This window comes from Planktothrix agardhii (genome assembly GCF_904830935.1).
Taxonomy (GTDB): Bacteria; Cyanobacteriota; Cyanobacteriia; order Cyanobacteriales; family Microcoleaceae; genus Planktothrix; species Planktothrix agardhii.
This window is the reverse complement of record NZ_LR882952.1, coordinates 3147584-3163048: the sequence shown is the minus strand read 5'-3', so window position 1 is coordinate 3163048 and position 15465 is coordinate 3147584. Positions and strand designations below refer to the sequence as shown.

The following is a 15465-nucleotide window of genomic DNA, read 5'->3' as shown; positions in this document are numbered from 1 at the left end:
ATTGTATTAGATACAAATATTGTAGCTCTCGGGTCACTTACCCTAAAATTATAACACTTATAAATTTATTGTCAAGCAAAATTTTTTAATTTTATTCAATATGATTTGTCATTTTCTGGTCGGTATTCCGGGTTCGGGAAAGTCAACTGTTGCTCAACAGCTTGCGGATCTCACCCAGGGTTTAATTATTTCGACGGATCGGATTCGGGAACAACTTTATGGGGATGAAATTATTCAGGGGAATTGGTTAGAAATTGAACGAAAAGTATTGCAAGAAATGGAACAAGCGATCGCATCTTCTCAACCAATTATTTATGATGCGACTAATGCTTATCGACCTTGGCGACTGGATATATTAGAAAAAATCGCTCTAATTTATTCAGAAATCCCTCGATATTGGGTTGCTTGGGTATTAGAAACTCCGATAGAAACTTGCAAGCTGCGGAATCAAAATCGCCAACGTCAAGTTCCTGAATCTGTGATTGAACAAATGGGAAAAGCGATCGCAGATTTTCCTCCCACTACCTCAGAAGGATTTATCAAAGTTTATAGTTTAAAACCCGACTATTTCGACTTAAAAACCCTAGTTAACAATCTAATAATTTAAAACCTCGTTTCATACTCAAACCGAATTTCACTTTCATTCCTAAAATTCGTAACTCCCCGCAACAATATATTATCATTTAGACGATAATTAATATTAAATTGAAACGGTTGATCCGCAGCTAAGACCCGACTTAAAGAAACATAAGCATTATCAGTCACATCTAAACCCACTTCAATTCCCACTCCTAAAGCGGAAGCTGTGCCCTTGGAACCACGTTCGGCTATTCGTGAGGGATAAATCCTAAATTCCGTTAATCCCGTGGCGTTAATCACATTCTGTTGGAGTTTACCAAATAATCCGGTACTGGCAATATTTGCTAATACTAATGTACTATCATCTTGAATGCCTTGAATCACACTTCCCCCCAATAAAGCCACCAATTCATTTTGAGAACGGGACGGAGAACTTTGTAGCTTAATAATATCATTAATTTCCGAAGCTGGGCCGCGAACAATTGCGGTAATTCGGATAGTTCGGACTGTTCCAAATCGAGAAGGACTTAGGGCTTCCGTTTGTTCCGCCGGAAAAGCCGAAGGGGGAGAAACAAACCTTAAAGTTTCAGGAACACGGGTGACTAAACGGACATCTAAAATTGGATCTAATCCCTCCGAAGGAACAAATATTGCCCGTTGGGGATAGCCTCGATCTAACCTTAATTGACTGGTATAAAGATTAACTTGTCCTCCGGTTAAGTCAATCGTTCCTTGAGGACGAATATCATCAAGACTGGCTAAACTTCCATTTAATTCAATCGTTCCTTTTGCATTAAAATTAATTAAAGGTGCATTTAAAATCGGGGGAGTCATAACTTGAATATTGTCGCCTAAAGTTAGTTTTAATCCGTTCAGACTGACATCAACAGGAGGTTGAGTTGTATTCGTAGTATCTGTGGGTAAGGTAGCGGTTTGTTCCGAAGGTAAGGTAACTTTTCCCTGACTTAATATGACTTCTCCTCCTAATTTTGGTTTTAATAATGTTCCTGTAAGAAGAATAGCACCATCAGCATTTCCTTTATAGAGTTCGGGTAAATTAAGTGTTAGTTTTTCCAGGTCTAATTGTAGAGGAGTTTGCAGATCTGGGTCATTTTCATCTAAGGGATGAGACACGGGTAAAACCCCACTTAATCGGATATGTCCGGTTCCTTTATCTCCTTGTAAATCTCCTTCAATATCTTTTACTTGAATGCGATCGCCAATAAATACAGCAGTTCCACTTAATCCGACAATAGATTGTTCTAAACTGCGGGCTGTTAAAACGGCATCTTGGATTTTAAATAATCCTTCTGGTTTCAGATCAAGTTTAATTCCTCCGGTTTCTGGTTGTTGTAAACTACCACTAATTCTTAATTGAACTAATCCTTTTCCTTCCTGCCAATTTAATTCGGGATTCAGTAAATTGATCACCGCTAATCCTTGATCTTTAATATCAACTCTAACATCAACTACATCACTTTCAGAAGTCACTTTTGCAAAGGGTAATTGAAAGGGTAAAGTCCCCCTAAAATTAATTGGATCGGTTTCAGTCACCAACAAACTTCCGCCAAATCTTAGTCGAGCATTATTATAACTAAAACTGCTTTGAGCTTCTTGAATTGGTTCATTATTAACCGTTGCTTCTAATAAGGTTAATTCCCCCGATGATTGGGGATTATCTAAAGTTCCCCCAATACTCGCCCGAACATTCAATTGTCCGGTTAAATCCACATTTGGCAAATCGACAATTTTTTCAATTTCTTCTAAGCGGATATTTTTACCCCGAAACTGACCTGATATTTGTTGATTGGCTAAATTTAACTGTCCGCGAAAATCATATAATGCTGATTCAGCAAGCAATTGAATGGGTTCAACCCGCACCACATTATCTACAAAATTCGCTTCTAATAAAAACTGATCGGCGGTATATCTGCCATAATTCCAATCTTGACCTTTGATGGTTGCTGTCGCATTAATTCCCCATTGAATTGAACCTTTAAATGCAATTTCTCCGGTAAATTTTCCGTCTAAATCTCGTAAAGGAGGTAAGGGTTCCGCCGCGATTTCTGCTAGGGATTCTTGTAATATTCGTCTAATTTCTTCTAGGCGTTGTAACTGTTCAAATAACGTAGCTGTGGGGGGTAAACCTACGGGAACAGGCTTTACATCGGCGGCTATTCCATAGTTTGGAGGGGTTAATCCTCTGCCAAAATCTGCTAAATTAAAGATTTTTAGGGCGGTTAAAATATCCTGTAAACTTCCTTGGGGAATTTTAATTGTACCTTCAAATTGATTCGATACAGTGGATAAATTCTGGGTTTGAGGTGTAGAAAGACTGGCTAAAATATCAGAAATATTGGCTTGACCATTAATTATAATCTGAGTTATGCCTTTGCTCAATTCAGCATCGGTTAACTTAGCAATACCATTTTGATAACTAAAATTTCCCAAAAATAAATCGGTTTCAATATGACCTAAAATTAGGTTCTGGATCGCAATATTTCCGATTACCCCTATTTTATTAATATCAAAACTGGCTAAATTAGAGACGGTTAATTTTCCCGATGCTATACCTTTTAATTGTCCAATATTTAGTTCAGCTAAGGGAGATAAACTTAATGTTTGTAGAGGAAAGTCGTCTAAATTAATCTCTAAATTATTCCCTTGAGAGTTTCCGACTAATTGACTATCATTCCGTTTTACTAAAAATGAAGTCGGTAAATATTGATTATCCAAAGCTAATTCTATTTTATCCCTTTCTCCTGCCAAGGCAATATTAACCTTTTGATTCGGAATAATATCAACCGTTCCTGCTAGAATTGGTTCAAAGGTGACATCTCGAACTGCAAAGTTATTTAATCTTAAATTTCCGTTTAGGTTTAAAGCCGAAGGAGTTCCAGTTAACTTACCATTAAAATCAACAATTCCAGCCACTAAAGGACTATCTCCGGTTCTAATTTCTAAGGGTAAAGCAGTTAAGAAACTTTGCACTAATGGGGATTGTAAATCAAAATTATCAGCCCGAACATTTAGGTTTAAATTAGATAATTGGGGAATACCATTTCCTTGAAATTCAACTCCAATTAAGCCATCGGTTGAAAATCCCTGGGTTTCAGCTTTTTTAATATTAATTTCTCGACCATTCCAGCTTGCAATGGCTTCAAAAGGTTGTTTAATAATCGGTAATTCTGTTAGTCTTAATTGACCTAATGCCTGTATAGTGTTGGGATTAAAGGAGGCAATATTTCCTTCTCCGGTGATTTCAGTAGTTAATAATCCTCGCAATAAAGGCATATTTTCAGCTTGCTGTAATAGTCCATTTTGACGTAAACTATTTGGTATTTGAGATTCAACTAATTGAGAGAATCGACCTAAAGCAATTTGATCTCCTTTAATGGTTGTTTTCCATTGTCCTTGTCGAGTTTCTCCGGTTGCTAAAACTATACCGCCGTCTCGACCTAAATTTACCTTACTATCGAGGAAAGCTATTAAGTTATTAGGGGAAAAATTAGTCAGATTCCCATTAAATTTTGCTAACCCTTGTAGGAATCCTCCTTGAAAATTTAAGGCGTTAATTTCAGCTACTAAACTAGGTTGTAAATTTGCTAAGGGTAATCCGAAATTAATTAAGGGTCGTAGAGGAATTTGATCGGTGATTACTTGACCTGTTAATTGATTATTTGCTAATTGTCCTTCTGCATTAATAATTCCACCAAAATTCCCTAAATTAACCTGTGCTAATCCCGTAGCAATCAGACTATTAAGATTAAAATTAGTTAAATTTCCGGTAAGATTTCCTTCTCCGTTTAAACGACTATTACGAAAGTCTAAGGTTTGAATTTGATTCTGGAGGTTTGGGGGTAAATTAGCGAGGGGTAAACCTAAATTAATCCAAGGATTTAACTGGATTTCTTGAGCATTGAATTGTCCTTGAAATTGTCCTTGATTAAGTTGACTATTGGCGGTAATTATTCCTCCTAATTTACCTAAATTAATGACTGTTTTGGCATTTCCGATAAAGTTATTTGGGCTAAAATTCTCTATTTTACCTGATAGAGATCCATCAATTTGTAAAGTTCCTTGACTGATATCTAAACTCTGAATTTGGGAGGTGATAGCATCAGTTAAGTTGGCAAAGGGTAATCCAATATTAATTAATCGAGGTAAGGATAAATTATCGCTAGAAAAATCCGTTTGTAGGAGTCCGTTTTGGAGTTGGGCGATCGCCTTAATTGTACTATTCTGAAAATTAAGTTGAATTTGACTATCCGCTTTTAAACTATTCAGGGAAAAATCTTGCAAATTTGCTGATAATTTGGCGGCTAAATTTAACTGACCATCGGTTAAATCAATAGATTGAATTTGTTGTTTAGTTGTATTAGGAATTGTGGCAAATAATAGACCCAAATCAACTAAAGGAGTTAAGGAAAGTTGATTAGCTATGACTTCAGCATTCCAAATTTGATTATTAGTTTGTTGAGCAATAATATTCAGATTTCCCTCAGCAATTTTAATCTGTGCTTTCGCCGTATTTCCTGAAATTTGAGCTTCCCCAAAAATCGGATAAATTGTTGAAGGTAAGGAGAATTGACTATTAGCTTTTAAGTTGTCTAAATCTCCAGAAATTTGACCATTTGCTGATAGGTTTCCAATCGGAAAACTGGGGATAAATCCGTAGGATTTAGCGATCGCATCCACAGGAATATTATTAACATTAAAATCTAACTTAACAATCGGATTAAGTTCGGTTTTTTGTTGTGAAATCTGAGGATTTGGGGGTAATTTTAGTAAAGTTTTTTGATCAACCGTAGGCTGAGGTTTTATTGGGGGTGCTAATAACGCGGTCATTCCTGCTAATTTAACTTCCCCTTTTCCGGTTACTGACCCCCCAAGGGAAGGTTGAATTAATAGGTTTTGAATCTCAATAATTGGATCAGCTAAAATCTTAAAATTTGGATCAAGTTTAGTTAATATATTAAAATCCGTTTGAATTGTATCAAAATAAACGCGATCTAATAAGGTTTTTTGAGTTGTGCCGATATTTCCTGAAATTTTAGGACTGTTTAAATTTCCTTTTAAGTTAAGATTAGCTTTCAATTCTCCCGTCACCGGAAAGGGAAGGGTAACAGGTTTGTTCTGAATAGTTTCTACGGTTTTTAACAGGGTGGAAACTTGAACTGGTTGTAAATTTGCTAATAAATCAACTTGAGTTTTAGCTAAGTCTAAGTTAGAATTAGTTAAAACCGATCCCGTTAATCCTAGAGCCAAATCTGCCATAGTAGTATTCAACTGATCAATGATCAATTTAGTTCCCGAAAATCGTAATTTAGCTTGACTCAGATTAACAGGTTCAGGAAGACTATCAACAGCAATTTTAACTTGATCTAAATTCAGCGTTCCCCGAACATCTGATGGTTTATAATTATTTAATTTAACGTTTAAATTTGTATTAAGTTTTCCCTGTTTAATCGAAATCCCAGGAGTTTCTACAAACCAAGCTAAATTGCTTAAATTCAAACTATTAGCTTGAATTTGAGCATTAATTTTTCCTGTTTCTAATAAAGCATCTCCCTTGATGGCAAAAGTACCTGTTTCTGCAAATTTACCCCTTAAATCCGCTTGAATGCTCTGCTGATCTTCGGTTAAATTAGCTTTGATTTGATCCACCGCAATCACAATCGGCTTTTCTTTGGCTTTCAAAAGCTGATAGGGCATTAAATTAATTTGAGCATTTTCAATCCCAATCGTTCTAAAAACCAATGTAATTGGAGGATTTGGATCTAACTTAAGTTGAGTATCAATCCAGTTTCCCGATGAATTTTGTTCAATATAAATATTAGGATTAACTATGGTAATATCAAGTTTAACCTTGGGTTTAAACAAGGATAAAAGAGAGAAATTAACCTCTACCGCCGTCGCTTCCCCCCTATCGGTATCCGTGGCTGTGGGGGGGATGGACGAATGACCAAAACGAATACTATTTAGGGTAAATCGTTCCAGGGGGCCAACATCAACTGGCCGTTGTAGTATCCCTTCTAAGACATTGCTAATTATGGGGGCTAACCGATATCTAATCAACCAACTAGCGGTCGTCCCCACGGCTAACAGGGTGACTCCACAGCCCATACCGCCCCAAAGCAAAATCCGCTTTAACCGTCGTCGGCGGGGTAAAATTGATTCAGAATTGGGATTCGGTGAATTAGTCATCTCAAATCTGGCTGTAAGTAAATCAAGACAACATTATCGCATTTTTTTCTCTTTTCCTAGTCAGAGCATAAAAATAGGGAATTGTGGGCTTAAATAATCCCTATGGAAAGAAATTTTTAAGGATTGATTCATTGTTTAAGAAGTTGCGATCGCATGAACTAGCAAAACCCCTTAATTCCCCTGCTCAAGCAAAAGTAACCGTTTTCCCTTCAAAACGTGAAAATCGGGTTGACACTTGTGAGGTAATAAGCTATCTTCATATTTAAAGTTAAATTATATATGATTTGACTTTAAATAAAATTAAAATAAAACAATGTTAATTCGGTTTACTGTAGAAAATTTTCTATCTTTTAATGAAAGAACTGAATTTACGATGATTGCTTCTCCTGACAACAATCATCGTGATCATGTTGTTCAAGAGGATAACAAAGAATCTATTGGATTATTAAGAACTTCTTTAATTTATGGAGCTACTAATGCTGGTAAATCTAACCTGATTAAAGCGATGAAATTTGCTCAAGATTTTATTGTAGATGGTGTTGATAAAAATAAAAATATAAAAGTTAGTCCATTTAAACGTGATCAAGATTCTTTAAAAAAGCCCTCTCGGTTTGAATTTGAGTTTAAACATCATCAAAAACAGTATGCTTACGGATTTATCATTGATTCTACTCAAGTTTATGAAGAATGGTTATTTGAAATAGGTATTAATCAAGAAAAAAGCATTTATGAAAGAAATGGTAATGATTATCAATTCAACTTTAAACATTCTCTATTTAGAGACATAAAAGATAAAGAAAAAACTAGAATTGAATTTGAGTCAGAAAGTACCAGGCAAAATTTATTGTTCTTAACAAATTGTAAAGAACGTAGGATTGAATATTTTGAAAATATTTATAATTGGTTCTCAAATGTATTAACAATTTTATTCCCTGAAAGTAAACCTTTTGCACTTCCGTTACTGTTAAAGGACAATGAAAAATTATTGAACCAAGGTTTTTTAAAAAAATTTAATAAATTATTAAAATCTTTGGATTTAGGAATAGAAAAAGTAGATATTAATGAGATTGATTTAGAAAAGTATGAGAGAATTCCACTGGAAGTTAAAGAAATGATTCAAGAAGAATTCCCTTATCATGATGAAACAGCTAATGCAATATTTATTTTAGCGAGAAATAAAGACAGCAGTTTAATGATTCGATCTATTCCAGGTTCAAAAGCTTTAAAAGTTATGAAATTGGTTATAATTAAGCATGATAAAAATAAAAAAGAAGTTTTGTTTGAAATTGAAGAAGAATCAGATGGAACCCAAAGAATTATAGATTTAATTCCAATGTTAATTAAACTCTCTCAAGGCGATGTTGTTTTTGTGGTTGATGAAATAGAAAGAAGCCTTCATGTATTGTTAGCACGGAAAATATTTGAGCTTTTTCTCGATTTTGAAATAGAGAATCAAAATCAAAATGATAAATTGCATAATAGCCAATTAATTGCTACAACACATCAAGCTATTCTTTTGGATATTAAAGAACTTTTTAGAAAAGATGAAATTTGGTTTATTGGACAAGATAAACATGGACAATCAATTGCTTATTCTCTTGCAAACACCGATGTAGAAAATTTAGATTTAGCTAAAGGTTATATTAACGGTCGGTTTGGAGCTATCCATTCTTTCCCAGAGATTAAAAATGATGAAGAACCAATTTTGGCTAAATAGGGGATAAAAAAATGCCTAGAGAAAGAAAGGATTATCAACGAATAGTTCAAGATATTTCAGATGAATGCAAGGATGGTAAGTGGAAAATTTATGTTATTGCAGCAGAAGGTGATAAGACAGAATATTTGTATTTTCAAGAGCTAATTCAACAATACAGTTTACAGTTAAACAAGAAGAATATTAAGTTAAAATATCTTGATAAAACCAATTCTGGAGACTCTGATCCTGCTGCTGTTTATGCACAATTAAAGCAATGTTATGATGAGTTAGTTAAAAAATATGATATCCAAGAGTATGATGAATTATGGATGATTATTGATACAGATTATTATAGAAACCGTAAAGATAAAATTGAGGAATTAATAAAACTCTTTCACGAAAAGATAAATTTTAAAATGGGATTGAGTAACCCTTGCTTTGAACTTTGGTTAATTCTCCATTTTGTAGACACTGATAGTCAAGTAGATGCTGATAGTCAATTTGCGAAAGGTAATAATCCCAAAAAATGTAAAACCAATAAAAAACGTAAAGTCAAAGAACCTACACAACCTACAATTAGGGAAGTTATTGAAAATGAAGGAATCAAAGGTAGACCCAAACTCTGTAAGAAGGTTCTTTCTGATATCCACCCAGATAAATCTAAATCCAATTACTATAAAGAATTTATTAAAGGTGAGTATCTAGTTGCTGCAATTGAACGAGCTAGAAAACTAGGAGAGTGCCAGCCTACTGATGAGGATTTTCCTCAAAGAATCGGTACAACAGTTTATAAACTTTTAGAACAGTTTTTAGAATTATTTGGACAATTAGATTAAAGCTTCCATCCATTTATTCCTAACCCCAATAAATAAAGGGTACAGCATCGCCATACCCTAATAATATCAAATCCTAAAATTCAGCAAACAATCCCCGTAGAGACGTTGTATACAACGTCTCTACAACAATTTATTTGGCTTTGGCAACGTCCATAACTTCATCTAACAACGTGCCAGATTCCTCCATTTTGCCAATATCCAGAATTGTTTTAATCACCGAGTCAGGATTCAAACTAATTGAATCAATTCCTAACTCCACCAAGAACCGGGCAAACTCAGGATAATCACTCGGTGCTTGACCACAAATTCCAATCTTGCGACCATATTTTTTAGCCGCTTTAATCGCAATGGTCACCATCCGACGAACAGCTTCATTCCGTTCATCAAAAATATGAGCAACTAAGGCAGAATCTCGGTCTAAACCTAACGTTAATTGGGTTAAATCATTAGACCCAATCGAGAATCCATCGAACACGGCGGCAAATTCATCGGCGAAAATCACGTTACTGGGAAGTTCACACATCACATAAACTTCCAAACCATTGACGCCCCGTTTCAGACCGTGTTTTTCCATTTCTGCTAACACTTTCCGACCTTCATCGGGGGTGCGACAGAAGGGAATCATCGGGGTGACATTCGTTAAACCCATTTCGTCCCGAACCCGTTTCAGGGCCACACATTCTAACCCGTAGGCTTCGCGGTAGTTGGGGTCATAGTAACGGGAGGCGCCGCGCCAACCAATCATCGGGTTTTCTTCCTTGGGTTCAAACTGACGGCCGCCTAACAGGTTGGCGTATTCGTTACTCTTGAAGTCGGACATCCGCACAATCACCGGATTCGGATAGAAGGCCGCGGCAATCATCCCGATACCATGGGCCAGTTTATCCACGAAGAAGTCCGGTTTATGGTCGTAGATTTTCGTCATCTCGGCGATTTCCCGTTTGGCTAACTCATCTTCGAGTTGGTCAAATTTCAACAACGCTAAGGGGTGGGCTTTAATATGGTTAGCAATAATAAACTCCAGCCGCGCTAAACCCACACCATCGCAAGGAATCGAAGACAAACCGAAGGCTTCTTCCGGGTTGCCCACGTTCATTAAAATTTTTGTCCGGGTTTTGGGCAGATTATCGAGAACGGTTTCTTGTATTTCAAAGGGAACTAACCCCTCATAAACCCGACCTTCTTCTCCTTCAGATGAGGAAACGGTAATTTCTTGGCCGTTTTTAATCACCGAGGTGGCATCACCGCAACCGACAATGGCGGGAATGCCCATTTCCCGCGCGATAATTGCTGCGTGGCACGTCCGTCCGCCCGCGTTGGTAACGATAGCGCTGGATTTCTTCATGATGGGTTCCCAGTCGGGGTCAGTCTTATTGGTGACTAACACTTCACCCGCTTGGAATTCATCAATTTTATGCACATCCAGAATCACCCGCGCTTTCCCTTGACCAATCATTTCACCCACGGCCCGACCGCGAGATAGAACCTTACTGGTTCCGAGCAGTTTAAAGTTGCGGAGAACGGAAGCGGATTTCTGGGATTGCACGGTTTCAGGACGGGCCTGGACGATAAATAATTGTCCGGTAATTCCATCTTTGGCCCATTCAATATCCATCGGAGTATAAGTACCCCGGACTTGCGAATAGTGGTTCTCAATAATACAAGCCCACTTCGCCAGTTGTAAAATTTCGTCGTCGTTAATACAGTATTTATCCCGTTCAGACTGAGGAACTGAGATGTTTTTAGTTAGTTTAGAACCTCCGATATCATAGACCATCTTCAGTTCTTTACTGCCTAAGCGTTTTTCCAAAATAGGACGGAACCCTTGCAGTAAGGTCGGTTTAAACACAAAATATTCATCGGGGTTAACCGTGCCTTGAACTACGTTTTCTCCTAAACCATAGGCTCCAGTTACTAAGGCTGCATTTTTGAATCCGGTTTCGGTATCAATGGAGAACATCACCCCGGAACAGGCGAGGTCAGACCGTACCATTTTTTGCACACCGACGGACAGAGCCACGTTAAAATGGTCGAAATTTTTAATCGTGCGATAGGAAATTGCCCGGTCGGTGAAAATCGAGGCAAAGCATTTATGGCAGGATTCTAAAACTCCTTCTTCGCCATAAACGTTTAAGTAGGTTTCCTGTTGTCCGGCAAAACTGGCATCGGGTAAGTCTTCGGCGGTAGCGGAGGAACGCACGGCAACGTCTACATCATTGGAATAGCGTTTGCATTCTTCTTTATATTCCTCGCCAAATTGGTTACAAAAATCCCCGTCCGTGCTGTAGCGTTCGCAGAGTTTTTTATAGGCGCTGGTAATCGCTGCTTCTAATTCTGGTGGAAACGGAGTGTCTAAAATTAAGGAACGAGCTTGTTTCCCGCGTTGTCGCAGGTTTGGCATATCTTCAACGTCGAGGTCTGCAAATAGTTCCCGTAGTTTTTTCTCTAAACCCGCAGACTCAATAAAATAACGATAAGCATAGGCAGTGGTAGCAAATCCATTCGGAACGTTCACACCTTGGGAAGCGAGTTCTCGAATCATTTCGCCCAAGGATGCGTTTTTCCCACCTACTGAGGGAATATCAGAAATTCCCACTTCATCAAACCACAGTACAAAAGCTGTTTCTTTCGCTTCTGAATTTACTGTTTCAGTCGTTGCATAAGTGTTAACCATTTTTAAAATCCTCCAATTGGAATGACTGTTTTATTAACATTCAGTCAATCTTTATTGTTTATTTAAGTTCAAACTTAGGTCAGAACGTATTAATACTTACTCGTACATTCTAAGTTAAGTTTCTCTAAATCATTCTTGAACTTTGCAGTTCTTAAAATTGCGTCCGGTTTTTCTCTCTAGGTCTGAACTTTTGTTCTCAACTGAGGTTTTTTTCCTCTATATTCAAGACTACCACCTTCTATCCCTATTACAATATAGGTTCTTTTTACTTCCATAGTAACCTAATGTAAAAGATTATTGCTGCCAGGGAGTTTTGGGCTATTCTTAAAAAAGATTAAGTTCTCAAAACCTTGAGAATTAACATTAACAAATGTTGCAAATGAATATTAACAATTGTATCAAAAAATCCAATATGGTTTCTACAAGCCTTCTGAGTCTAAATACTTGTCTAATTTAATAAGTACCTAAACAAAATTAATTACACATCCTCTACCCTGTTCCCTCCCCCCCTAGCCCCCCGTGCACGGGGGGTTTGGGGGGGCTCCTCGCGTGCACGGGGGGTTTGGGGGGCTCCTCGCGTGCACGGGGGGTTAGGTAATTTATTTTGTGCAACTACTTATGCTATCAAATTACTGTTGTCAGGTTTTATCCTTTTCGCAGTCAGAGTGTCCTCACTCGCTGAAAAATCCTTCCCACCCCACAGTCCTCGAGACATCAAACATCCTACGTTAAATGATTACTGCTATTAATATTTTCCGTAAATCTTTCAATCACTAATCGTAAAATTGATAATCCTAAAACAATTAAAAATAGAATTAACCCGATAGTACAAGCATAGCCAAATTCTAACTGTTGAAATCCTCGTTCATATAAATAATAAACAATGGTTTTAGAACTATTTCTCGGCCCGCCTTGGGTCATAATAAAAACTTCTTCAAATACTTTCGTGGAGGAAATCGCCGAAATTACCCCAACTAAAACCATATAGGGTTTCATCAGAGGTAACGTAATATCCCAGTGTTTTTTAAACCCATCCGAACCATCAATACTTGCCGCTTCATATAGTTCTAATGGAATCCCTTGTAATCCTGCTAAATATATTACCATATAATAGCCTAACCCTTTCCAAATAGTCACCGCCATCACACTAAATAAGGCAATATTCGGACTGGTTAACCAAGGAATCGGCGGAATAGCAATAGCGTTTAAAAGTTGATTGAAAAAACCATTTTCTGCATATAACCATTTCCAAGCAATACCCGCCACCACCATAGAAATCACAACCGGGACATAATAAGCAGTTCTAAATCCATTCATTCCTCGTAATTTTTGGTTAACTAAAATTGCTAAGGTTAATGGTACAAAGACTAAAATTGGAACCACTACGATTAAATAAAGAAACGTATTTTTTAAGGTTTCCCAGAATACCTCATCTGTCCATAACCGTTGAAAATTTTTTAATCCCACCCATTCGGGAGGTGTGAGTAAATCGTAACTAAATAAACTCAGATAAAATGCTTGTAACGCTGGCCAGAATACCGTTAAGGTCAGCATTAATAAAGCCGGAAATAAAAATAAATAAGGCGTGAAAACAGGTTTAAACTTTAACATCACTTTTTATTAAATAATTAATAAAGTTCGTTGTTGGGCTTTAGCCCTCTATTTTTGCGCTGAAGCGCAACAACGAACCAATGTTAATCGGATTTTAACGTTGTTGGGCTAAAGCCCTCAAGATTGCGCTGAAGCGCAACAACGAATTATGTTAGTCGGATTTCAACTCAGAAAATAACTCATCCCAATTTCCTGAAAACTGACTATCCGGTTCTGTTTTAACTTCAAAAGTGGTATTACAAGCTGGCGCTTGAGTTAATACTTGGATACATAGTTCGGCAATATCATCTCGACTAACTTGCCCTTTAATCGTATCACCTTGGGCAAATTTGAAAGCCGAACCTCCAGGCACTTCTGTTAACGCACAGGGACGAATAATAGTATAGGGAATACCGCTAGAACGAATCACATCCTCTCCTTTTAACTTCCAAGTTAAAATCCCGCCTAATTGTTCGTTTAAACGCACCGCAGGCGGTTCTTCTGCTAAATTTAATCCTGGTTTCCCCGGACGAGTTACCCCCGCCGAACTTACCTGAACAAACCGAGGTAATACTTTCCCACCATAAGCTTTAATAGACTCAATTTCTAATTGAAATAATCCAGGTTGAAATTTCGGGTTTAAAGCTCCATCATATTCAAATTTACTCAACATTAACTGTAGGGAAAATACCTGACTAGAATCAAACGGTTTTCCATCTTTTACGGTTTTAGCTCGAAATACCGGAATTAATTCTGTAAACGGAATTCTAATCGTAATCGGAATATTATAAACCGTATCAAAAGAATAACAATATCCCACACTATCCCAACCATCATTACAGCGAATAATAAATTTATATCGTTTTCCATCTCCTTTCACTCGTAACTCAATTCCCTGATAGTCTGATAAATCTAAAGCGGGTTCAAAATTGCGAGTTCTAATAGAAACAAAACCTCCAGAATTAGCCGTTGAAACATATCCCGTAAATAATCCGCCATCGGGGATTAATTTTAACGAACTTTCACTAATACCCCCCATAACAATATCATCTAATGCTCCCCAAATTTCCTTAATCTCCTCCGTGGGTTTGGTAAAATCAAACAGAATTTTATCCCCAGCTTTCTTGAGAGTTACAGGTACAGCATAAATTAAATTTTGTATGCCTTTATATTCGACTAATTCCGGCACATCAACCACTTCCGGCAGATAAAACTTAATTCCTTGATAATATTTTTCTCGATTAGGAGTATCTCCCTCCACAGGTTGAACCTTAGTTCCATTACAACAAATAATCGCAGTAACATCTTTAAAAATAGCCGAGGTCAAGGTTTCGGAAATTGTTAAATCAGCTTCAATTAATTCTACCGTATTTCCTAATATTGTTCTAGCTCTTTTAATATCCCTAACCAAACAACGCACCGTTATTCCCCGCTGTTGTAACCGTTTAACAACTCGTTTTCCCACCCCTCCGGTCGCCCCGACTACTAATATAATATTCGGTTTCTGTTGCGGTTGTTTTGTACCCATTCTCAATAAATTTTGTATCCAACTAATATTACCAATAAGAGGAACAACCCCAAAATAAGCCAGGGTTTTTAGAAACCTTCCCCCATCCCATTGTCCTTTTTGTTGCTCTACCATTGCCTTCTCCCGATAATTTTGTTAAAGGACTGTACTTAAAGATTAAGATATGTAACAAATTTAATAGTAACAGAAGAAAGCCAAAGTTTCTCAAGGTCTGTGAAATCGTCAATCCTCAAAATTATGGCCTTTCCCTTCCCCAAATAGAAATATCTGTGTTAAGGTATCTCTTGATTGTATAGAAACGGAAACAATGGAAAATATTGATTTAGAAACAGCGCTCCCCGTCGGACTCGCTTTA

The 15465-nt window shown here is 37.1% G+C and carries 7 protein-coding genes; 3 read left to right on the top strand and 4 right to left on the bottom strand.

Annotated elements, in window-relative coordinates; genetic code table 11:
- Positions 1–100 precede the first annotated feature (100 nt).
- Positions 101–607: an ATP-binding protein gene (locus tag NMG88_RS14805; protein ID WP_042154404.1), complete on the top strand. Its 507-nt coding sequence runs from the start codon at positions 101–103 to the stop codon at positions 605–607.
- Here NMG88_RS14805 and NMG88_RS14800 read toward each other — a convergent pair.
- Positions 604–6786: a translocation/assembly module TamB domain-containing protein gene (locus tag NMG88_RS14800; protein WP_254035567.1), complete on the bottom strand. Its 6183-nt coding sequence runs from the start codon at positions 6784–6786 to the stop codon at positions 604–606. The two genes, NMG88_RS14805 and NMG88_RS14800, sit on opposite strands and share 4 nt — an antisense overlap.
- Before the next feature lie 313 nt (positions 6787–7099).
- On the opposite strand from NMG88_RS14800, the gene NMG88_RS14795 reads away from it, so the two are divergent.
- Both NMG88_RS14795 and NMG88_RS14790 read left to right on the top strand, forming a co-directional pair.
- Entirely contained in the window at positions 7100–8503 is a 1404-nt protein-coding gene (locus NMG88_RS14795; protein WP_227397869.1) for an AAA family ATPase, read from the top strand.
- An 11-nt stretch (positions 8504–8514) separates the two neighbouring features.
- Positions 8515–9318 (top strand): RloB family protein, encoded by an 804-nt coding sequence (locus NMG88_RS14790; RefSeq protein WP_227350681.1) that lies wholly within the window; start codon positions 8515–8517, stop codon positions 9316–9318.
- Positions 9319–9448: 130 nt separating this feature from the next.
- On the opposite strand, the gene ppsA is transcribed toward NMG88_RS14790, so the two are convergent.
- The 3 genes from ppsA to NMG88_RS14775 all read right to left on the bottom strand — a co-directional run bounded on the left by ppsA (position 9449) and on the right by NMG88_RS14775 (position 15224).
- Complete coding sequence (gene ppsA, locus NMG88_RS14785) at positions 9449–11992, bottom strand: phosphoenolpyruvate synthase (RefSeq protein WP_227365529.1); 2544 nt, start codon at positions 11990–11992, stop codon at positions 9449–9451.
- Positions 11993–12715: 723 nt separating this feature from the next.
- A complete protein-coding gene (locus tag NMG88_RS14780) occupies positions 12716–13603 on the bottom strand; it encodes a carbohydrate ABC transporter permease (protein ID WP_042154413.1) in 888 nt (295 codons plus the stop codon).
- Between the two features lie 151 nt (positions 13604–13754).
- Complete coding sequence (locus NMG88_RS14775; RefSeq protein WP_254035566.1) at positions 13755–15224, bottom strand: CIA30 family protein; 1470 nt, start codon at positions 15222–15224, stop codon at positions 13755–13757.
- Positions 15225–15465: the final 241 nt, after the last annotated feature.